This is a genomic window from Ruegeria sp. BHSB058, assembly GCF_059613285.1.
The window spans coordinates 1-19,001 of record NZ_JBXWSF010000079.1 but is presented as its reverse complement, the minus strand read 5'-3'; the positions used below and the strand labels follow the sequence as shown (position 1 = coordinate 19,001).

Genomic DNA, 19,001 nt, shown 5'->3' with positions numbered 1-19,001 from the left:
CTTCGACGGAGGTTTCCTGTGATCGCCCTGCTCAAGCGCGACCTGACGCTGGCGCTGCGCGCGGGCGGAGGCTTTGGCCTCGGCCTGGCGTTCTTCCTGATCGTCACGGTGCTGGTGCCGTTTTCCGTTGGTCCGCAATCCTCGCTCCTGTCTACCATCGCGCCCGGTGTGTTGTGGCTGGGCGCGCTGCTGGCCTGTCTTCTGTCGCTGGACCGCCTGCTGGCGCTGGATTGGGAGGACGGCTCGCTCGATCTGCTCGCCACCGCGCCGCTGCCTCTGGAATCGGTGGTGACGATCAAGGCTCTGGCACACTGGATCACAACCGGCCTGCCGCTGGTTCTGGCCGCACCCGTGCTGGGCGTTTTGCTCAACTTGCCTGTGCCCGGGTTCTTCTGGCTGGTGGTCTCGCTCGCCATCGGCACCCCGGCGCTCAGCGTCATCGGCACTTTCGGAGCGGCCCTGACGGTGGGGCTGAAACGCGGCGGCCTGCTGTTGTCGCTGCTGGTCCTGCCGCTTTACGTACCAACCCTCATCTTCGGGGCCGAGGTCGCCCGGCGCGGCGCCACGGGGATGGAGACCACGACACCGCTGCTAATGCTCGCCGGGATCACTGCCGCCACCATTGCCCTTCTGCCCTTTGCCAGCGCTGCGGTGCTGCGCGTGAACCTGCGTTGACCTTTGTCAATTGAGAATGGACCCGACTCGGACTAGATAAGCCCCATGTCACTAGCAACCAAAGCCAACGCCCTCTGGGAATACGCCAACCCCAAGAAGTTTCTGGCCACGACCGAGCGCGTGCTGCCATTCTTCTGGGTCACCTCCGCGCTGTTTCTGGTGGTGGGCCTCGTTTGGGGCTTCTTCTTCACGCCCGACGACTACAAGCAGGGCTCGACCGTCAAGATCATCTATCTGCACGTGCCCGCGGCGCTGATGGCGATCAATTGCTGGCTGATGATGCTGGCAACTTCGCTGGTGTGGCTGGTTCGACGCCACCATGTCAGCGCGCTTGCCGCCCGTGCGGCGGCCCCCATCGGCATCGTCATGACGCTGATTGCGCTGGCTACCGGCGCGATCTGGGGTCAGCCCATGTGGGGCACATGGTGGGCCTGGGACCCACGCCTGACCTCGTTCCTGATCCTGTTCCTGTTCTATCTGGGCTACGTCGCCCTGTGGGAGGCGATCGAGGACCCCGACACCGCCGCTGATCTGACCTCGGTGCTGTGTCTGGTCGGTTCGGTCTTTGCGCTGCTCAGCCGCTACGCAGTGAATTTCTGGAACCAGGGCCTGCATCAGGGCGCATCGGTCATGCGGGCCGGGGCGATCACCGGAACCGACACCGAAGAAAAGGTGAGCAACATCTTCTTCTACCCGCTGCTGATGTGCATCATCGGCTTTGTCCTGTTGTTCATCGCGCTGGTCTTCTACCGCACCGGAACCGAGATCCGGGCCCGGCGCATCAAGGCGCTTCTGGCGCGTGAAAGGGTCAACGCATGATCCCCGATCTTGGAAAATATGCCGACACGGTCCTGTCGGCCTATGCCGCCTCGGTGCTTTTGCTTGTGGCACTGGTGATTTTCAGCCTCGTGCGTGGCCGCAAGGTGCGGGCCGAGATGGAAAAGGTCGAACAAAGGATGACCCGGAATGGCTAAGGTTTCGCCCCTGATGCTGGCGCCGCCGCTGATCTTCGGCGCGTTCGTCGCCCTCGCGGTGATGCAGATGTTCCGCAGTGACAACAAGGACGAATTGCCCACCGCACTGGCCGGCAAGCAGGCTCCGGCGGTCGAACTGGTGCAACTGGGCGACAAGGCGCTGTGGTCGGACGAGACCCTGCGCGACGGCAAGATCAAGCTGGTCAATTTCTGGGCCAGCTGGTGCGCTCCCTGCCGCGCCGAACACCCAAACCTCGAGGCGCTGAAACAGGAAGGCATCACCGTTCTGGGCGCCAACTACAAGGACGATCCCGACAACGCACTGGCCTTCATGGACGAGCTGGGCGATCCCTATACCGCCGGCGGCGCGTCCGAGCAGGCGATGAACATCAACTGGGGAATCTACGGCGTTCCGGAAACCTTCCTTGTCGATGGCGAGGGCCGCATCATCCTGCGTGTCGCCGGGCCGTTGACGCAACGCGAACTGACCAACCGCCTGCGCCCCGCGATGGAGGCCGCCACGTCGGAATAGACGGGCTCAGGGCCTGAGCAGGATCCAGACCATCGCCGCGATAAAGGCAAAGGTCACCAGGTTCATCACGGTATCCGTCAGGTCACCGACCAGCATCGCGTGCTCCCTCCTCGCGCAGGCCACGGAACAGGCACACCATCAGCAGGACCGAGATAAAGACAAAGGGCAAGGCACCCAGCGATATCAGGATCTTGACCGAGTCCACCGACCCCGACAGGATCATCGCGACGCTCAGCAACCCCAGCAGAGCGCCCCAGATCAGACGCACGCGCGGCGCCGGATTGGGATCGCCCCCGGTCGAGAATGTCCCCAGCACAAAGGCCGCACTGACAACGCTTGTCACGATGAACAGGAACGCGGCCAGCACCGTCGCCAGCGTGGTCACAGCGGACAGGGGCAGACGGTCGAGCAGGGCAAAGGTCACACGCTCGATATTGGTCTGGGTGAGGGCCAGCAACTCTCCCGCACCGTTAAGCGCCTCAAAAAGGCCGATGCCCCCGAACGCGCCAAACCACAGGATCGAAAACAGGGTGGGGGCGAACAGCACCCCGATCACGAACTCACGAATCGTGCGCCCACGCGAGATGCGGGCGACGAAAACACCCACGAACGGCCCCCACGCGATCCACCAGACCATATAGGTCAGCGTCCAGTCGCTGAACCACTTGGCTACCTCGTCGCCGAAAAACGTATAGATCTGAAAGCCTCGGGGGATGACATTGGTCACATAGTCGCCAAACCCCTGAACCACCGTGTTCAGCAGGTATTCGGTCGGGCCAAGAATGATGGTATAGGCCACCAGCGCGATGGCGATCGCCATCGCCGCGTTCGACAGCCGCGCCATGCCCTGACCAAGATCGATCATCAGGGCAGGGACATAAGCGGCGACCATGGCCGCAAATACCCCGCCGATCAGAACCGGCCCGGTCGCATCCTTTCCGGCCATCACCGCAAGACCGTCCGCCACCTGAAAAACACCCATCGCCATCGACCCGCCAACCCCGATGGCGATCGCGATAATGGCCATGAAATCCGACAGCCATCCAACCAGCTCGGCCCAACGCTCACCGGGAAACAGGGATCTGATGGGCGCGCTGACCATCATGCCGGTACCACGCCGAAAACTGAAATAGGCAATCGTCAGCGCGGTCGAACCATAGATGGCCCAGGCGTGCAGCCCCCAATGAAAATTGGTGGCCAGCATGGCCTGCTGCGCTGCAAGGAAATCCGGCGCCATGCCCGAGATAAAGCGGTAATGGGTCAGCGGCTCTGCTACCGCCCAGAACAGCAGCCCCACGCCCATGCCCGCCGAAAACAGCATCGCAATCCACGAGGCGGTCGAGAATTCCGGCGTTTCGTCATCCTTGCCCAGCCGTATGTCGCCATATCCGGAAAAGGCCAGCCCCAGGCAGCCGATCAGCATACCCGACGCGGCCAGCATCACGAACCAGCCCCGGCTGTGAAAACTCTGCTGAACGATCCTGCTGGCCCAGGTCACCAGACCCTCGATGTCGACAATGCCCCAGACCCCGACCACCGCGATCACGCACAAAGAGCATGTCAGCAAGGCGTTGGGCTTGGGCATCCCGGTCTCCCCTCCGGTTCAGCAATCTGAAAAGCCTGCACAATTATCGCGCGAAGGTCCAGAACCTAGATCCGGTAGCCCCCGGACACCGTCAGGATCTCGCCCGTGATAAACCCCGCCGCGTCCGAGGCCAGAAACCGAACCGCGCGGGCCACGTCCTCGGGTGTCCCGATCCGGCCCAGCGCCGTGTCCCTGACAAACGCATCGGTCAGGTCGTCGGCGCGCGGCGCTTCGGGGGTGTTGATCGCGCCCGGCGCCACCGCGTTCACCCGGATGCCCCGCGGACCAAGCTCCTTGGCCATCGCCCGCGTCCACAGGTTCAGCGCCGCCTTGCTGGCCCCGTATGTCGCCGCATCGCGCGGCGGCAGCACCGCGTTGACCGACGAGATGCTGACAATTGCCGCCCCGGCGTCCAGATGCGGCAGGGCAGCAGCCAACAGCGCGGCGGGCGCCAGCAGGTTGAGATCCAGAATGGCCCGGTGCGCCTCGGCGTCAAATGCGTCCTTGGGGGTGGACGCGATCAATCCTGCATTATTGACGATCACGTCCAGCCTGCCGAACTGTCCGATTACCTGCGAAATAACCTCTTCGGCCCGATCCGGTCGGGTCAGATCCGCTCGGATCGCCAGTTTGCCATCCCCGGCTCCCGCCGGTTCCGTCGACCGCCATGTGAACGCAACCGAATGGTCCCGCGCCAGATCGTCGACAATCGCCCGCCCGATCCCCCGCGCGCCGCCTGTCACCAATGCAACTTTTTTCATCCCGCCAGCCTAGCGATAAAGGCGCAGGAGGAAAGCCGCTTCTTTCTGGTTCCCAATACCCCGGAGCGCGAGGCAGAGCCTCGCAAAAAGAAAAGGGCGCCCGCAGGCGCCCTTCAAATGCTACTGAAGCGTTCTGTCTCAGCTGGCTTTGGCCAGATTGCGCAGCACATAGTGCAGCACGCCGCCGTTTTCGATGTACTCGATCTCCGGCGCGGTATCGATCCGGCATTTCAGGGTGATGGTCTTCTCCGATCCGTCGCCATAGGTGATGGTGCAAGGCACCTCCTGCAGCGGTTGAATGGTGTCCAGCCCCGAAATCGAAACCGTCTCGTCGCCCTTCAGGCCTAGCGTCTTGCGGGTGTCTCCGCCGGTGAACTCGAACGGGATGACGCCCATCCCGACCAGGTTCGAACGGTGAATACGCTCAAAGCTCTCGGCGATTACCGCCTTGACGCCCAGCAGTGCCGTGCCCTTGGCCGCCCAGTCGCGCGAAGACCCCGCGCCATACTGCTCGCCTCCAAAGACCACGAGCGGCGTGCCCGCGTCCTGATACGCCATCGACGCGTCATAGATCGAGGTCTGTGCGCCATCCGGCCCCTTGGTATAGCCACCCTCGACCCCGTCCAGCATCTCGTTCTTGATGCGGATATTGGCAAAGGTGCCACGCATCATGATCTCGTGGTTGCCCCGGCGCGAGCCATACGAGTTGAATTCGCGCGGCGCCACCTGACGCTCGGTCAGATACTTGCCTGCGGGCGTGGTGGTGGCAAAGGACCCGGCGGGCGATATGTGGTCGGTGGTGACCATGTCGCCCAGGATCGCCAGTACCTTGGCGCCCTCGATATTGGTGATGGTGCCCGGCTCCGTTCCCATGCCCTGGAAATAGGGCGGGTTCTGGATATAGGTCGAGGTCGCGGGCCAGTCATAGGTCTCGGCATCGGTGGTCTCGACACCCTGCCACTTCTCGTCACCCTTGAAGACGTCGGCATATTTCGACTGGAATGCCTCGCGGGTCACAGTGCTTTCGACCAGGTCGGCGATTTCCTTCTGGGTCGGCCAGATGTCCTTCATATAGACATCGTTGCCGTCCTTGTCGGTGCCGATCGGCTCGGATGTCAGGTCGATATCCAGCGTGCCGGCCAGCGCATAGACCACCACCAGCGGCGGCGAGGCCAGATAGTTGGCGCGCACGTCGGGCGAGATACGGCCTTCGAAGTTGCGGTTGCCTGACAGAACGCTGGTGGCCACCAGATCGCCCTCGGCAATCGCTTCGCTGATTTCCTTCTGGATCGGACCCGAGTTGCCGATACAGGTGGTGCAGCCATAACCCACAAGGTTGAAGCCGATCTTGTCCAGATCCTCCTGCAGGCCGGCGGCCTCCAGATAGGCGCTGACGACCTGGCTTCCCGGCGCCAGCGAGGTCTTGACCCAGGGCTTGCGGTTCAGCCCCAGTGCGGCGGCCTTGCGCGCCACCAGACCGGCGCCGATCATCACGTAGGGGTTCGAGGTGTTGGTGCAGGACGTGATCGAGGCGATCACCACCTTGCCCGATTCCATCGTGTAATCTTCGCCCTTGACCGCAACCTCCTTGCCCATCGGGCGCTTGAAGGTCTCGGCCATCTCGCGGGTGAACGCGGTCTTGGCATCCGTCAGCGCCACATAGTCCTGCGGGCGCTTGGGGCCGGAAATGGCGGGCACGATGGTGCCCATGTCCAGGCTCAGCGTGTCGGTATAGACCGGGGCGTAATCGGCATCACGCCAGAAGCCGTTTTCCTTGGCATAGGCTTCGACCAGCGCGATACGGTCCTCGTCGCGGCCGGTATTGCGCAGATAGCGCAGGGTCTCGCCGTCGATCGGGAAGAAGCCGCAGGTGGCGCCGTATTCTGGCGCCATGTTGGCGATGGTTGCCCGGTCGGCCAGCGGCAGACGGTCAAGGCCGGTGCCGTAGAATTCGACGAACTTGCCCACCACGCCCTTGGCGCGCAGCATCTCGACGACCTTCAGAACCAGGTCGGTGCCGGTTGTGCCCTCGACCATCCGGCCGGTCAGTTCGAACCCGATCACTTCCGGAATCAGCATCGAAATCGGCTGGCCCAGCATCGCGGCCTCGGCTTCGATCCCGCCAACGCCCCAGCCCAGAACGGCCATGCCGTTGACCATCGTGGTGTGGCTGTCGGTGCCGACCAGCGTATCGGGGTACGCGACTTCGTCGCCGTTCTGGTCGGTGTCTGTCCAGACAGTCTGCGCCAGATATTCCAGGTTCACCTGGTGGCAGATGCCGGTTCCCGGCGGCACGACGCGGAAATTGTTGAACGCGTTCTGGCCCCATTTCAGGAACTGATACCGCTCCATGTTGCGCTCGTACTCGCGGTCCACGTTCATCTGGAACGCGCGCGGATTGCCGAACTCATCGATCATGACCGAGTGGTCGATGACCAGATCGACCGGGTTCAGCGGGTTGATCTTCTGCGCGTCACCACCCAGGCCCTTGATGCCGTCGCGCATCGCGGCCAGGTCCACCACGGCGGGAACGCCGGTGAAATCCTGCATCAGCACGCGGGCAGGGCGATAGGCAATCTCGCGCGGGTTCCTGCCGCCCTTGGCGCCCCATTCGGCAAAGGCCTTGATGTCGTCAACCGACACCGAGAATCCGCCGTCCTCGAATCGCAGCATGTTCTCCAGAACCACTTTCAGCGCGGCGGGAAGCTTTGAGAAATCGCCCAGGCCGGCCTCTTGCGCGGCGGGGATCGAATAATAAGAAACGGACTTGCCATTCACGCTCAGCGTCTTGCGTGTCTTGGCGGTATCCTGTCCAACTTTGATGGGCATCCGTGGCCTCCCTGTCAAAATGCGTGGAAATGGGATTCGCTGATGGCTATCTGCATCACGAACGGCCTCCGTTCAAGGTCCAAGACGGGGGGTGCGGCAATTTTTGTATACCATTGCACACATTTTTGACCGATCCGCTGACATCCAACTCAAGAAACCTTGATTAGCGGTTGAACGGCAGGCGTTCTACACCAAGGTAGCCATCCCAATTCAACCAGGGCCACCCATGTTCAAATCGTTCGCCGCCGCATTGTTCTGCCTGTCCACGATCACGCCGGCATCGGCCGAAGGAAATCCTGTCGTGGTCGAGCTTTTCACCTCGCAGGGCTGTTCCTCGTGTCCCCCGGCAGACCGGATCATGCACGAACTGGCGCAGCGCGACGACGTGATCGGCCTGGCCCTGCATGTCGATTACTGGGACTACATCGGCTGGAAAGACGAGTATGCCGATCCCAGTCATGCCCAGCGCCAACGCGCCTATGCGCGCGAGGGCGGCCGATCGATGATCTATACGCCGCAAATGGTGATCAACGGTCAGCACGATGTGGTCGGTGCCAAAGGGCGCGAACTTGAGCGGCTGATCCGCCTTCACAGCGCCCGGCCGGATGTTGTCAGCGTTTCCGCGGTCCGCAATGGTGACGATCTTTCAATCGACGTTGCGCCGCTCAGCCTGACGGAACGTGGTACCTACTCGATCCAGGTCGTTCAGTATTCCCCGCTGCGCCATGCCTCGATCAAACGCGGAGAGCTGGCCGGGCATGACCTGAACTATGCCAACGTAGTGGAAAGCTGGCAGGTTGCGGGCCAATGGAGCGGATCAGCAGAGGCGAACTTCACCACCTCGCTCGATCCTCATCTCCCTGCCGTCGTGATCGTGCAGCACGCCGATCAGGGGCCAATCGTCGCCGCCGCCAGGGTCGAGTGATCAGGGCATGTCCTCGGGCTGAACGCCCAGACCGTTCCACGCTTTCCAGCGGCGGTGGATCCAGAACCACTGGCCCATATGCTGACGCACCATCGCTTCGAGGTCGTCATTGATGTACTGCGTCATGGTCTTGGCATCGGAATGCGGCACCGGGTCGTGCAGAACGATTTCGAAATCGACCCCGTTGGGTTGCCGGACGGCATAACATGGGATCATAACCGCACCGTATTTGATCGCCAGTTCCGCATTCAGGATCGAGGTGACTGCAGGTTTGCCAAAAAAGGTCAGTTCCTCGCCGCCATGCGCGTGCAGGTCCGAGACAATCGCGATGATGCCGCCCTGTTTCAGTGACCGCACCATTTCCATCATGCCCCTGCGACCCTGTTCGAACATCGGCTCGCCGGTGCGGTGGAACGCGTCCACATACATCTCGTTGAAATAGGGGTTGGCCATGCGGCGATAGAGGCATCCGATCGGTTTGCCGCTGCGGGTCTGCAACGCGATGCGCGCGGCCAGATAGTGACCGAAATGCGCGGTGATCATCATCAGCGGCCGCCCCTCGGCCACCGCCTGATCAAAGGCCGCAACGCCCGCGCCGGACACCTTGGCGTTTCTCTGGCGGTCGGTGAAATCCTCGGGCGAGAAATGTTCCATGATCGCGCGCCCGGCATTGTCGGGCACCTCGCGGCAGATCCGGTCGACCTCGTCGGACGGCAGGTCGGGGCAGGTGAGTTTCAGGTTCTTCTCCACCCGCTTGCGGAACCCCACCAGCGGCGACAAACGGCGCACCATCGCGCCCATCGCCGCAAGGCGGCGCTCGTAAGGCAACAGGTGCATGGCGCCGATCACGCCCTTCAGAAACACGTTGGCGGCATAGTATTTGCCAAGTTCAACTCGGCCGAGTTCCGATTTTTCGATGGGCATATAGGGGTCTCACCGCTGTTGCGTCTCGCGATGCCAGACATACAGACCCGCCCCCGCGATCACAAGCGTGCCAAGGACGGTCCACGGATCGGGGTATTCCGCAAAGAACAGCACGCTCCACAACGCGGCAAAGCCCAGACCGGAATAGGCATAGGGCGCCAGCATCGCCGCCTCGCCCCGGCTGAAGGCCAGGATCAGGAACATCTGTCCCATTGTGCCGAACCCCGCGACCAGCACGATCAGCCCCCAGCCCGACGGCTCGGGCATCTGCCATTGCGCCGGGGCGATCAGGCTCAGCAGAACCGTGCCCACCAGCCCGGTATAAAACAGCGATGTCCACGGGTCCTCGTCCGGACCCACGCGCCGGGTCAGCAAGGCATAGGCCGAATAACAGATGGCCGCCCCGATGGGAAAGAACGCGGCCGGTTGAAACACCGACGAGCCGGGGCGGATTACCATCGCAGCCCCCAGCACGGCCACCACGATCCCGGTGATCCGGCGCGGCCCGAGTGGTTCGCGCAGAAACAACGCCGCCCCCAGTGTGATCAGAACCGGGTTGATCGACATCAGTGCCGCCGCATCCGTCAGGGGAATGCGACTCAGCCCGACAAAGAAAAACCCCGTCGCCCCCATCAGCAGCAGCGAGCGCAGCAATTGCAGCTTCGGGTACCGTGTCCGCACGATCCGCCGCAGGCGCGGCAGAACCAGCACCAGCACCACCAGCATCTGCCCGGCATATCGCACCCAAAGCGCCGAAAGCACCCCGATCTTCGGCGCCAGCGCCTTGACCGAAGCATCCATCAGCGAAAAGCACAGGATCGCCAGCACCATCATCACGATGGCGCGACCCGCCCCGGCGCTCAAGCCGGGTCTCCATCGTGGGGCAAGGGAAGGGCGGTTGTCATAGGGCTTGATAGGCCGGGACGCGTTGCCGGTCCATCCACTTGCTTCGCAATTGCCGTAACGTTCCTGACGCTGGGTCAGGCCGCTTCTTCGGCCTCCGGCTCGATCAGCGTGATTGTCCCGTCATCGACCAGCGTGCGGATTGATCCCACAACTTCGGCCATGGCCTGTTCGGCCTCGGCCCGTTTGACCTTGCCACGCTCGGCGACCTCCTCGCGCAGGTTGTCCGCCATGCGGCTCGACATGTTGGCCAGCAGAAACTCCGCCGCCGCCCGGTCGCCCTCGGTCTCGGCCCCGGCCAGCGCCGCGACCAGAACCGGCTGTTCGACCCCCCGGATCACCGCCGCGACATCGCGCGTCGAAATCCGCTCCGGGATATGGGCAAAGGTAAAGATCACCCGGCGCACATTGCTGGCGAACTCCGCGTCCTCCTCGTCCAGCGCATGCAACAGCCCGTCGCGGGTGCTGGCCGCCGACTGGTTGAGGATGGCGCCAACCCGCGCCTCGGGCCGGTCCTTGAACGCGGGCACCGGCTTGCGGTCCAGTTGCGCCGCCAGCGACCAGCCGATCCGGTCCACCGCCTCGGGCGTCACATTGCCGGTCTGCGACATGGCATAGGTGATGCGCCGCGCCACCGGCCCCGGCAGGCATCCCAGCAGGGCGGCGGCCTTGGGCGTGTCAAGCTTGGACAGCATCACCGCCGCCACTTCGGTGCTCTCGGCCTGCGCCATTTCAGCCAGTTCTTTGGCTTCCAGCGCGCGCAAACGTTGCCACGGATCGCCGATCTGGCGCACCCCGGCCTCCTTGCGCAGGCGCGCCGCCGTACTTGCGCCGATCTTGCCGGTCATCGCGTCCAGCGCCCCGGCCAGCCCGTGCGGGAAGGACAGGCCGATCCCCTCCAACGTCTCGGCAAACTCATGCGCGACGGCGTCCAGTGTCACCCGGTCCACCAGCCCCATGCACCCCATCTGCTGCGTCAGCCGGGCCTGCAGTTCCTCGGGCAGCTCCTCCAGCGGGATATCCGCGCCTTCGTTGAGCAACAGCCGCACCACGACGGCGGCCTTCTGAAGGTTGGACAGGTCCCGCGGAACCCTGCGTTCTTCCACCACATCCGGTTCCGGGGCACGCGCCCGCGGCGCACCCGCACCTGTTCGAACCAATGCACTGCCGTCCTGCATCGCCTGCGCCATCCAACAATTGACTTCCGCAGTCAGGCTAGCCGCACACCGGTAAAGAAAGGCTGAACCTCAATAGCTGTAAGTGACCCCCGACCGGATCGCATCGCGCAGCGAGGTTTCGGGCCAGCTTCCCTCGCCACCCCGCGCCTTGATCTCTTTCAATTGCTCGATGGCCAGGCCGGTCTTGCCTTCGGCGACAAATCCCTGTCCCATATAGCTGCGGGCCAGAAGATTGTCGGGATTGGTGGCGATCGCCTTTTGATAATAGGCGTTGGCCAGATCGGTCTGGCCCTGTTTGCGATAGGTAAATCCCCAATAGGTCAGGACGCGGTCGTCGTTCTGATCGCTCATCACCCGCAACACATTCTGTGCATGAGCCAACTGCCCGTCATAGGCCAGCTCGCGCGCGGCTTCGTACAGTTCGTCATCGGTGAAATTGGTCGCGCTCGGTTTGACGCATTTCTGCGTATCCACATCCCAGACCCGCCCGAACAGGCATTTCTTGGTGGTTTTCGTGGTCTTGGGCGGGCTTCCGCTGCCACCGCTGGCGGCAAGGGCCGTATCGGGGGTGAAGGCAAATCCAGAAAGGGCAATAGCAGTCGCGATCAACAGGCGCATCGAAGGTCTCCGGTCAAATATCCGTTCTCAAATCAAATAGCGTGACATTGAAAAAAGCGAGCCGCAAGCGACCCGCTTTCTTTCAAACTTCGGTGAGGCACAGTTCAACTCGTGACCTCTTTCACGCAGCTCTGGCTTTCGCTGTCCCAGACGGTGCCGGGTACGCAGGACTGCGTTTGTTGCTGATGAATTTCGCAGGCCAGGGCGACCGAGGCCGACAGCCCGAAAACAACAGCGCAAGCTAGCGTCTTGAACGTCATCGCGTTTCTCCTGTCTCGACTTGCGCTTTCATCATAGCCGGTTTTGTCCCGTCTGGCAAAAGAACAAAGCCCGGATCACGCGTGCGATCCGGGCCTTGCACTTTGTACTTGAACTGTGACCGGTTACGCGCCGAAAACACGCGCGAAAATCGTGTCCACGTGTTTGGTGTGATAACCCAGATCGAATTTCTCTTCGATCTCCGCCGGACTGAGTGCTGCCGTCACCTCGGAATCACCCAGCAGCTCGGTCTTGAAATCCTTGCCCTGTTCCCAGACCTTCATGGCGTTGCGCTGCACCAGACGATAGGCGTCCTCGCGGCTCACCCCCGCCTGAGTCAGTGCCAGCAACACCCGCTGGCTCATCACCAGCCCTCGGAACTTGTTCATGTTGGCAAGCATGTTGTCGGGATAGACGACCAGATTCTCGATCACGCCGGCCAGACGGTTCAGCGCGAAATCCAGCGTCACGGTGGCGTCGGGGCCGATGCCGCGCTCCACCGAGGAATGCGAGATATCCCGCTCGTGCCACAGCGCCACGTTCTCCATCGCCGGGATCACCGCCATGCGCACCAGCCGGGCGAGGCCGGTCAGGTTCTCGGTCAAGACCGGGTTGCGCTTGTGCGGCATCGCCGACGATCCCTTCTGACCTTTCGAGAAGAACTCTTCCGCTTCCAGTACCTCGGTCCGCTGCATGTGGCGGATCTCGACGGCGATGTTCTCGATGCTGCTGGCGATCACGCCCAGCGTGGCAAAGAACATCGCATGCCGGTCGCGCGGAATGACCTGGGTGGAAATCGGCTCGGGGCGCAGGCCCAGCTTTTCGCACACATGTTCCTCGACCGCAGGGTCGATATTGGCAAAGGTGCCGACCGCGCCGGATATCGCGCCAGTGGCCACTTCCCACCGCGCTTTTTCCAACCGGTTCTTGTTGCGGTCCATCTCGGCATAAAAGCGGGCAAAGGTCAGCCCCATCGTCGTCGGCTCGGCATGGATGCCGTGGCTGCGGCCGATGCGAATGGTGTCCTTGTGTTCGTGGGCGCGCTTTTTCAGCGCCGCCAGCACCTTGTCCATATCCGCCAGCAGGATGTCGGCGGCGCGTACCAGCTGGATGTTCAGCGTGGTGTCCAGCACGTCCGACGAGGTCATGCCCTGATGCACGAAGCGCGCATCCTCTGACCCGATATGCTCGGCCAGATGGGTCAGGAACGCGATCACGTCATGCTTGGTCACCGCCTCGATCTCGTCGATCCGGGCCACGTCGAATTCCACGTCCCGGGCCTTCCACACGGCCTCGGCATTGGCCTTTGGGATCACCCCCAGCTCGGCCTGCGCGTCACAGGCATGGGCCTCGATTTCGTACCAGATGCGGAACTTGGTCTCGGGCGACCAGATGGCGACCATTTCGGGGCGGGAATAGCGGGGGATCATTGGCAGCGGCACCTTTTTGTGATTGGCATGGGGCGTTGGCGCGGGTCTTAGACCCCCGCGCGCGCTGGAACAAGACACGAGACCCCGGATGAGACGGTTTGCCCTGATTTTTCTACCCCCACGCCGGTTACGCCGATGACCGCGCCGCAGAGAATTGCCGATTTCGAGGGCGAATGGCGCCTTGAGCGGGTGATCGACGACCGCCTGTCCGGCCAGATCCTGCGTGCCGACGGGGTCGCGACGCTGCGTCGCAGCGAAGAGGGCCTCGTCTATGACGAAGAGGTTACGCTGCGCATCCCCGGCCAGCAGCCGATGCGCGGAACCCGCCGCTATCTGTGGCAAGCCGCAGGCCCGCAGATCGCGATTCATTTCGAAGATGGCCGTTATTTCCATGGCTTAACCCTGGGTCAAGCAAAACCGGCCGACCACCACGACTGCCCGCCCGACAGCTATGACGCGGCCTATGATTTCTCCGCCTGGCCGCGCTGGAGCGTGCGCTGGACGGTCTCGGGTCCGCGCAAATCCTATGAAATGAGGACGGAATTCTCGCGCCGATAGCGTAAACTTCTTGCAGCAGGCGGCCTGAATGGGCATTGCTGTGTGCCAATGACGGATTGATATGGGAGACCATGGAATGAGCATGAGTGTTCTGGCCGACGCAATCGGCCCGCGCGAAGGAACGGCCCTCAGGGTCAAGCAAGTGGTTCTGGTGGCGCTGGGCATCGTTGCCCTGGCGATTGCCGCAAAAATCAAGGTGCCGATGTGGCCGGTTCCGATCACCATGGGAACGTTTGCCGTTCTCTCGATCGGCACCGCCTATGGCGCGCGCCTGGGCCTGGTGACCATGCTGGGTTACCTGCTGGTCGGCGCGCTGGGCTTTGACGTGTTCGCCGGATCCTCGGCCGAGAAATTCGGCCTGACCTACATGATGGGCGGCACCGGCGGCTATCTGGTCGGTTACCTGCTGGCCACGGTGACGCTGGGCGCACTGGCCGCGCGCGGCTGGGACCGTTCGTTCGGCAAGATGGCGCTGGCGCTGGTGCTGGCCAACGTGCTGATCTACGTTCCCGGCCTGCTGTGGCTGGGCCAGCTCTATGGCTGGGACAAGCCGATCCTCGAATGGGGCCTGACCCCGTTCCTGGTGGGCGACGCGATCAAGCTGGTGCTGGCCGCGCTGCTGATCCCCGGCCTGTGGAAACTGGTGGGCAACGCCCGCGGCTAAGCCTGACGGCAACAAGACGAAAGGCCCGGTGCGCATCGCTCCGGGCCTTTTCTTATGTGGACGACAGTCAAGTGAGGCGTAGACTATGGATAGACCGACAGTTGACAGGCGATTTCACGTAGCTTGTGTTGTGCGCGCCGATCAATGCAACGAGAAAGCGACATATAAGAGCCTGAAGTTCCAGCGTCAGATTCTGGTTGGAGCCAACACCATGTAAACCGAAGCCGAGCGGCTGACCCATAAAGAGGGCTTCATGTACTGCATCATTCCGAATAGCGGCGATCTCAGCCGCCCCTGAAATACTCGAATCTGCCCATTCTGGAACACTCATTTCAAATTGCTGGCACAGCCACTCAGCACGCTTTGCGTGAACTATTCTATTATTTGGTGGTTTCATTTCTTCGGCGATTTTATAACAGGCGTCTAGCGCGGTATACAAATACAAGAAACGTTCAAATTGTAGGGCGGGTGGATATTGCGCCAAGAAAAGGGCGTGAATGGCGGCAGCGAAGCGACAAGGCTGACGAGGTTTTGTGTGGTTATCGATCCAGAAACGTTCGGTGAGATCAATACTTTGTGCGAGGTCGTCGAAGAGTGGAGTGAAGTCTACTAGCTTTCCGGGTTTAGTTGGCGTGGCGTCCAGAAAACCTGCGTTTGTAGCGGTCAGACGCAATCCGGTGAAAAACGAGACACTCCAAAGATGAAACGTCAAATGCTCCTCATCGTTTGCACTGCGATGAGTGATCGTGTGTGTCTTGGGTAGCCCGAAGACACGGGCAGAATAGGGTTTTTCGCTTACGATGCCCGATATGAAATTCCTGGTTTTTTGTGGCGGTGCATAAACCCAGTGATTTTCGATGACCTCTGCTTCAAAAAGGTCCGCGACCGTGGATTCGTGTTCCGGTAATGTTCTGATGGTTACTTCACCAGCGTCTATTTCTAACCGATTGGGATGAAAGCCAAAGTTAAGAGATAATTCTGTCATGCCTATGTTTCCTAGTGATCAAATTCCACCAGCATTGTCTCATTCAACATTACCTCGCAACATCGAAGTCTTGGCTTCTCATCGATCAGTTTCGCATTATGCGGTTATTGTTGATTTTCTCTTCAAATCGTTAAGTTTGGGTTATGAAAGCTATCTCGTGCGCGTGATGTCGCCGGGTTTGAGCCATACCATTGCTGTATACCGGCCTTGCGTAAGCCTTTTTGGGTCGCGCCTGTCTGGATACAGGCTCACCAAGTACCGTTTTCGGCACGCGCCGGTGGATGAGGGGGCCGCATATAATTTTCGTCGATCATCCCGGCCAGGGCGCGCGCGGTAACCCGCGGTCGAAAGACCCGACCGCGGTCCCCAAAAGCCCTCAGACGGCCAGCGGGTCTTCCACAAGAACCGTGGTCACATGTGCCGATCCTTCCAATGTCCGGTGCACCGGGCATTTGTCGGCGATCTCCAGCAGTTTCCGCCGCTGTTCGGTGTCCAGCGGGCCGTCCAGGCGGATTCGCCGGTCGAAATGGTCGATCTTGCTGTCCGTCTTCAGCCCGGCATCCTGTGCATGCACCTTGTTGTGGCTGACATCGACACTGATCCCTTTCAGCGGCCATTGCTTGCGCCGGGCATACATGCGGATCGTCATCGAGGTGCACGCCCCAAGCCCCGCCGCCAGGTATCCATAGGGCGACATGCCCTTGTCTGTGCCGCCATAGGCGACCGGTTCATCCGCAAGCGTGTGATGATCCGGCCCCGACTGCACATCCTGCAGAAACCCGTTCACGTCGGCTTCGGTCACCCGCACGATGCCCTCGGGCGCACCCGGGGGCGGGGCTGGGGGGGTCAGGTCCAGATAGCGCGATACCCAGGCCGATATGACGTCGGCGGCATATTCTGCATCCTCCGCGCGCGAGATCAGGTGATCCGCGCCGTCGAGCGTGACAAAGCTTTTGGGGTGTTTTGCCGCCTGAAAGATCTGCGCGGCATTGTCGATGCTGACAGTGTCGTCGCGCGGTGCATGCAGCACCAGCAGCGCCGCCTTCAACCCGCCGATCGCCTCGGTCAGCGAGATGCTGGAAATATCCTCGACAAAATCGCGCCCGATCCGGAAGGGCCTGCCGCCCAGAAGAACTTCGGCGGCGCCTTCCTGCTGAATTCTCGGGATTTCACCTTCGAAATGATGCGAGACATGGCCCGGATCGGCAGGGGCGCCCAATGTGACCACCGCCTTGACCGATGGCAGTCCGGCACGGGCGCGCAGCACCGCAGCCCCACCCAGCGAATGACCGATCAGAACCGATGGCGCCATGTCGCGCCCGCTCAGGTACTGTCCCGCCGCGACCAGATCCTCGACATTCGAGGTAAAGGTGGTGTTGGCGAATTCGCCTTCGGAATGACCCAGCCCGGTGAAATCGAACCGCAACACCGCAATCCCCATCGCCGCCAGCCGCGCCGCGATACGCCGTGCGGCGGGGATATCCTTGGAACAGGTGAAGCAATGGGCGAAAATCGCGGTTGCCAGAATGGGGCCATCGGGCAAGTCGAACCGGGCTGCAAGCTGGCCGCCATCATGGCCGGCAAAGGTGATGCGTTCTGTGGGCATGTTAAGTCTCCTGAAGTCGACAGGAGTTTGGGAAGGGTGGCGCGCGCTTACAAGCCATGTGTCGCCGGTGTCACGTCAAGGTGAGGCCCCGTGCGGTCTCACCGGGGAAATTGCCACAGATCGCCGTTCCCAAGAACCACCGCATTCATCGCAACATCCCAGGGCATCGGATAGATGGTCGCGATCCGCGCGAACCCCTGACCGACGCCAAAGGCGCGCGGTTTGCGCGGCATCGCTGCCAGTGTGCGGTCATAATATCCGCCGCCATTGCCCAGCCGGTAGCCATTCGCGTCGATGCCCAGAACCGGAGATATCACCACATCCGGATCGCAAAAAGCGCCTTCTGCCGGAACCGGTATCCGCCAGAAACCGCGCTCCATCGCGCAGCCGGGTGTCCACTCGCGAAAGACCAGCGGCGCATCCTTTTGCATCACCACCGGCAAACATGTCGTCGCGCCGCGCTCGTGACAGCGGCGCATCCACCCGCGCAGGTCCAACTCGGCCCGGATCGGCCAATAGACCGCGATCACCTTGCCGGGGCCCGGTTCGATCAGCCGGTCAAGACCGTCGGCGATGACCTTTGCCTGCCGGTTCCGCTCCTCGGGGCGCATGGCGTCGCGCAACCCCAGCAGGCGCGCCCGTTCCGCACGGCGAAACCGCGCCACGTCGCGCCACGTCTCGGGGTCAACGGGAAAGCCGTTGACCAGATGATGCGCAAAACAGGGGGCGTCTCCGGGCGTGTTGTCGGTCATACCGACAGCCTATTCCCCCATAAGCGCCTTGTCGAAGGGATAGGTGGTCAGGTTCTCGTACCCGTCCTCGGTGATCAGCACCTGATCCTCCAGCTTGATCGAGAATTCGCCGCCCACTTCGCCGACGCAGGCTTCGACACACAACACCATGCCCGGCTCCAGCGCGTAATCATAGGCCCCCTCGACCGCCTTGTCGGGGTAGGACACCAACGGCCACTCGTCGCACAATCCCACCCCATGTATCATACAGCCGTATTTCTGCGCCTGGAACTTGTCATCCAGCCGGTGCGCGTTGGCGGTCAGTTCCGGAATGGTCACGCCGGGCCTGAGCATCTCCATGTTGGTCATGATATGCTCATGCGCGTGCCGCATCGCATAGACCATTGCATTCGTCGGTTTCTGGTCGCCGATCCACCACGTGCGGCTGATGTCGATGCAGATGCCGTAGGACCCGATCAGATCGGTGTCAAAGGCGATGACCTCGTTCTTTTGTGTGATGCGCGGCCCGCATTCCTGGAACCACGGATTGGTGCGCTGCCCCGAGGCCAGCAGGCGGGTTTCGATCCACTCTCCGCCACGCCGGATGTTCTCGGCGTGCAGCACCGCCCAGATGTCATCCTCGCTGGTCCTGCCATCGCCCACATTGGCGCGGGCAAACTCCTCCATCGCCCCGACGGCCGTTTCACAGGCATGGTGTGCACAACGCATCGCCAGAATCTCGTCCGGTCCCTTCACGGCGCGGGTCTTTTCGGTGACCTCCTCGCCCTCGACGATCTCGAACCCCTGCGCCTCCAGCGCGCGCAGCCCGTGCAGCATGATCTTGTCCACCGCCAGCCGCTTGTTG

General features: G+C 62.0%; 20 protein-coding genes. 7 read left to right on the top strand and 13 right to left on the bottom strand.

Annotated elements, in window-relative coordinates; all coding sequences use genetic code 11:
* Window positions 1-18: 18 nt before the first annotated feature.
* From ccmB to AC2FNB_RS16840, 4 genes are read left to right on the top strand one after another with little or no spacing between them, the layout of a single operon-like run.
* Window positions 19-675 carry a heme exporter protein CcmB gene (ccmB, locus tag AC2FNB_RS16855; RefSeq protein WP_496748086.1) on the top strand — a complete coding sequence of 219 codons (657 nt, stop codon included), beginning with the start codon at window positions 19-21 and terminating at the stop codon, window positions 673-675.
* 45 nt (window positions 676-720) lie between these two features.
* Window positions 721-1,494 (top strand): heme ABC transporter permease, encoded by a 774-nt coding sequence (locus tag AC2FNB_RS16850; RefSeq protein ID WP_480749767.1) that lies wholly within the window; start codon window positions 721-723, stop codon window positions 1,492-1,494.
* Window positions 1,491-1,649, top strand: a complete 159-nt coding sequence (gene ccmD, locus AC2FNB_RS16845) for a heme exporter protein CcmD (RefSeq protein WP_480749768.1) — start codon at window positions 1,491-1,493, stop codon at window positions 1,647-1,649. Before AC2FNB_RS16850 ends, ccmD begins: the two co-directional genes overlap by 4 nt.
* Complete coding sequence (locus tag AC2FNB_RS16840) at window positions 1,642-2,181, top strand: DsbE family thiol:disulfide interchange protein (RefSeq protein WP_496748083.1); 540 nt, start codon at window positions 1,642-1,644, stop codon at window positions 2,179-2,181. Before ccmD ends, AC2FNB_RS16840 begins: the two co-directional genes overlap by 8 nt.
* A gap of 82 nt (window positions 2,182-2,263) precedes the next feature.
* Here AC2FNB_RS16840 and AC2FNB_RS16835 read toward each other — a convergent pair whose 3' ends face one another.
* From AC2FNB_RS16835 to acnA, 3 genes are all read right to left on the bottom strand, one after another.
* The gene (locus AC2FNB_RS16835) at window positions 2,264-3,766 is read right to left on the bottom strand and encodes a BCCT family transporter (RefSeq protein WP_496748081.1); all 1,503 of its coding nucleotides are present in this window, start codon (window positions 3,764-3,766) and stop codon (window positions 2,264-2,266) included.
* Between the two features lie 65 nt (window positions 3,767-3,831).
* The gene (locus AC2FNB_RS16830) at window positions 3,832-4,527 is read right to left on the bottom strand and encodes an SDR family NAD(P)-dependent oxidoreductase (protein WP_496748079.1); all 696 of its coding nucleotides are present in this window, start codon (window positions 4,525-4,527) and stop codon (window positions 3,832-3,834) included.
* A 138-nt stretch (window positions 4,528-4,665) separates the two neighbouring features.
* Window positions 4,666-7,356: an aconitate hydratase AcnA gene (gene acnA, locus AC2FNB_RS16825; protein ID WP_496748077.1), complete on the bottom strand. Its 2,691-nt coding sequence runs from the start codon at window positions 7,354-7,356 to the stop codon at window positions 4,666-4,668.
* Between the two features lie 226 nt (window positions 7,357-7,582).
* On the opposite strand from acnA, the gene AC2FNB_RS16820 reads away from it, so the two are divergent.
* Window positions 7,583-8,281, top strand: a complete 699-nt coding sequence (locus AC2FNB_RS16820) for a DUF1223 domain-containing protein (protein ID WP_480749773.1) — start codon at window positions 7,583-7,585, stop codon at window positions 8,279-8,281.
* On the opposite strand, the gene AC2FNB_RS16815 is transcribed toward AC2FNB_RS16820, so the two are convergent.
* The 6 genes from AC2FNB_RS16815 to purB all read right to left on the bottom strand — a co-directional run bounded on the left by AC2FNB_RS16815 (window position 8,282) and on the right by purB (window position 13,592).
* Window positions 8,282-9,205 carry a lysophospholipid acyltransferase family protein gene (locus AC2FNB_RS16815; RefSeq protein ID WP_496748075.1) on the bottom strand — a complete coding sequence of 308 codons (924 nt, stop codon included), beginning with the start codon at window positions 9,203-9,205 and terminating at the stop codon, window positions 8,282-8,284.
* A gap of 9 nt (window positions 9,206-9,214) precedes the next feature.
* The gene (locus tag AC2FNB_RS16810) at window positions 9,215-10,069 is read right to left on the bottom strand and encodes a DMT family transporter (RefSeq protein WP_496748073.1); all 855 of its coding nucleotides are present in this window, start codon (window positions 10,067-10,069) and stop codon (window positions 9,215-9,217) included.
* A gap of 116 nt (window positions 10,070-10,185) precedes the next feature.
* Window positions 10,186-11,298, bottom strand: a complete 1,113-nt coding sequence (locus AC2FNB_RS16805) for a flagellar motor switch protein FliG (RefSeq protein WP_496748071.1) — start codon at window positions 11,296-11,298, stop codon at window positions 10,186-10,188.
* Window positions 11,299-11,355: 57 nt separating this feature from the next.
* Window positions 11,356-11,904, bottom strand: a complete 549-nt coding sequence (locus tag AC2FNB_RS16800; protein WP_496748069.1) for a tetratricopeptide repeat protein — start codon at window positions 11,902-11,904, stop codon at window positions 11,356-11,358.
* A gap of 104 nt (window positions 11,905-12,008) precedes the next feature.
* Window positions 12,009-12,164, bottom strand: a complete 156-nt coding sequence (locus tag AC2FNB_RS16795; protein ID WP_480749779.1) for a hypothetical protein — start codon at window positions 12,162-12,164, stop codon at window positions 12,009-12,011.
* Between the two features lie 123 nt (window positions 12,165-12,287).
* The gene (purB, locus tag AC2FNB_RS16790; protein WP_496748066.1) at window positions 12,288-13,592 is read right to left on the bottom strand and encodes an adenylosuccinate lyase; all 1,305 of its coding nucleotides are present in this window, start codon (window positions 13,590-13,592) and stop codon (window positions 12,288-12,290) included.
* Window positions 13,593-13,727: 135 nt separating this feature from the next.
* On the opposite strand from purB, the gene AC2FNB_RS16785 reads away from it, so the two are divergent.
* On the top strand, window positions 13,728-14,150 hold the full coding sequence (locus AC2FNB_RS16785) for a DUF6314 family protein (protein WP_496748064.1): 423 nt from the start codon (window positions 13,728-13,730) through the stop codon (window positions 14,148-14,150).
* Window positions 14,151-14,226: 76 nt separating this feature from the next.
* Window positions 14,227-14,814: a biotin transporter BioY gene (locus AC2FNB_RS16780; RefSeq protein WP_480749782.1), complete on the top strand. Its 588-nt coding sequence runs from the start codon at window positions 14,227-14,229 to the stop codon at window positions 14,812-14,814.
* 67 nt (window positions 14,815-14,881) lie between these two features.
* Here AC2FNB_RS16780 and AC2FNB_RS16775 read toward each other — a convergent pair whose 3' ends face one another.
* From AC2FNB_RS16775 to AC2FNB_RS16760, 4 genes are all read right to left on the bottom strand, one after another.
* Complete coding sequence (locus AC2FNB_RS16775) at window positions 14,882-15,799, bottom strand: hypothetical protein (RefSeq protein ID WP_496748062.1); 918 nt, start codon at window positions 15,797-15,799, stop codon at window positions 14,882-14,884.
* Between the two features lie 376 nt (window positions 15,800-16,175).
* Window positions 16,176-17,405, bottom strand: a complete 1,230-nt coding sequence (locus tag AC2FNB_RS16770) for a bifunctional alpha/beta hydrolase/OsmC family protein (protein WP_496748060.1) — start codon at window positions 17,403-17,405, stop codon at window positions 16,176-16,178.
* 98 nt (window positions 17,406-17,503) lie between these two features.
* Complete coding sequence (locus AC2FNB_RS16765; RefSeq protein WP_496748058.1) at window positions 17,504-18,157, bottom strand: 5-formyltetrahydrofolate cyclo-ligase; 654 nt, start codon at window positions 18,155-18,157, stop codon at window positions 17,504-17,506.
* Between the two features lie 9 nt (window positions 18,158-18,166).
* Window positions 18,167-19,001, bottom strand: an 835-nt coding sequence (locus tag AC2FNB_RS16760; protein ID WP_496748056.1) for a M24 family metallopeptidase, incomplete at its 5' end; no start/stop codon positions are given.

Bases quoted from the DNA above. Each gene is read 5' to 3' on its own strand.
- AC2FNB_RS16780 (WP_480749782.1), top strand. From the start codon at position 14,227: ATGAGCATGAGTGTTCTGGCCGACGCAATCGGCCCGCGCGAAGGAACG.
- AC2FNB_RS16840 (WP_496748083.1), top strand. From the start codon at position 1,642: ATGGCTAAGGTTTCGCCCCTGATGCTGGCGCCGCCGCTGATCTTCGGC.
- AC2FNB_RS16800 (WP_496748069.1), bottom strand. From the start codon at position 11,904: ATGCGCCTGTTGATCGCGACTGCTATTGCCCTTTCTGGATTTGCCTTC.
- AC2FNB_RS16770 (WP_496748060.1), bottom strand. From the start codon at position 17,405: ATGCCCACAGAACGCATCACCTTTGCCGGCCATGATGGCGGCCAGCTT.
- purB (WP_496748066.1), bottom strand. From the start codon at position 13,592: ATGATCCCCCGCTATTCCCGCCCCGAAATGGTCGCCATCTGGTCGCCC.
- AC2FNB_RS16805 (WP_496748071.1), bottom strand. From the start codon at position 11,298: ATGGCGCAGGCGATGCAGGACGGCAGTGCATTGGTTCGAACAGGTGCG.
- AC2FNB_RS16835 (WP_496748081.1), bottom strand. From the start codon at position 3,766: ATGCCCAAGCCCAACGCCTTGCTGACATGCTCTTTGTGCGTGATCGCG.
- AC2FNB_RS16765 (WP_496748058.1), bottom strand. From the start codon at position 18,157: ATGACCGACAACACGCCCGGAGACGCCCCCTGTTTTGCGCATCATCTG.
- AC2FNB_RS16820 (WP_480749773.1), top strand. From the start codon at position 7,583: ATGTTCAAATCGTTCGCCGCCGCATTGTTCTGCCTGTCCACGATCACG.
- AC2FNB_RS16850 (WP_480749767.1), top strand. From the start codon at position 721: ATGTCACTAGCAACCAAAGCCAACGCCCTCTGGGAATACGCCAACCCC.
- AC2FNB_RS16775 (WP_496748062.1), bottom strand. From the start codon at position 15,799: ATGACAGAATTATCTCTTAACTTTGGCTTTCATCCCAATCGGTTAGAA.
- ccmD (WP_480749768.1), top strand. From the start codon at position 1,491: ATGATCCCCGATCTTGGAAAATATGCCGACACGGTCCTGTCGGCCTAT.
- AC2FNB_RS16815 (WP_496748075.1), bottom strand. From the start codon at position 9,205: ATGCCCATCGAAAAATCGGAACTCGGCCGAGTTGAACTTGGCAAATAC.
- AC2FNB_RS16795 (WP_480749779.1), bottom strand. From the start codon at position 12,164: ATGACGTTCAAGACGCTAGCTTGCGCTGTTGTTTTCGGGCTGTCGGCC.
- acnA (WP_496748077.1), bottom strand. From the start codon at position 7,356: ATGCCCATCAAAGTTGGACAGGATACCGCCAAGACACGCAAGACGCTG.
- AC2FNB_RS16830 (WP_496748079.1), bottom strand. From the start codon at position 4,527: ATGAAAAAAGTTGCATTGGTGACAGGCGGCGCGCGGGGGATCGGGCGG.
- AC2FNB_RS16785 (WP_496748064.1), top strand. From the start codon at position 13,728: ATGACCGCGCCGCAGAGAATTGCCGATTTCGAGGGCGAATGGCGCCTT.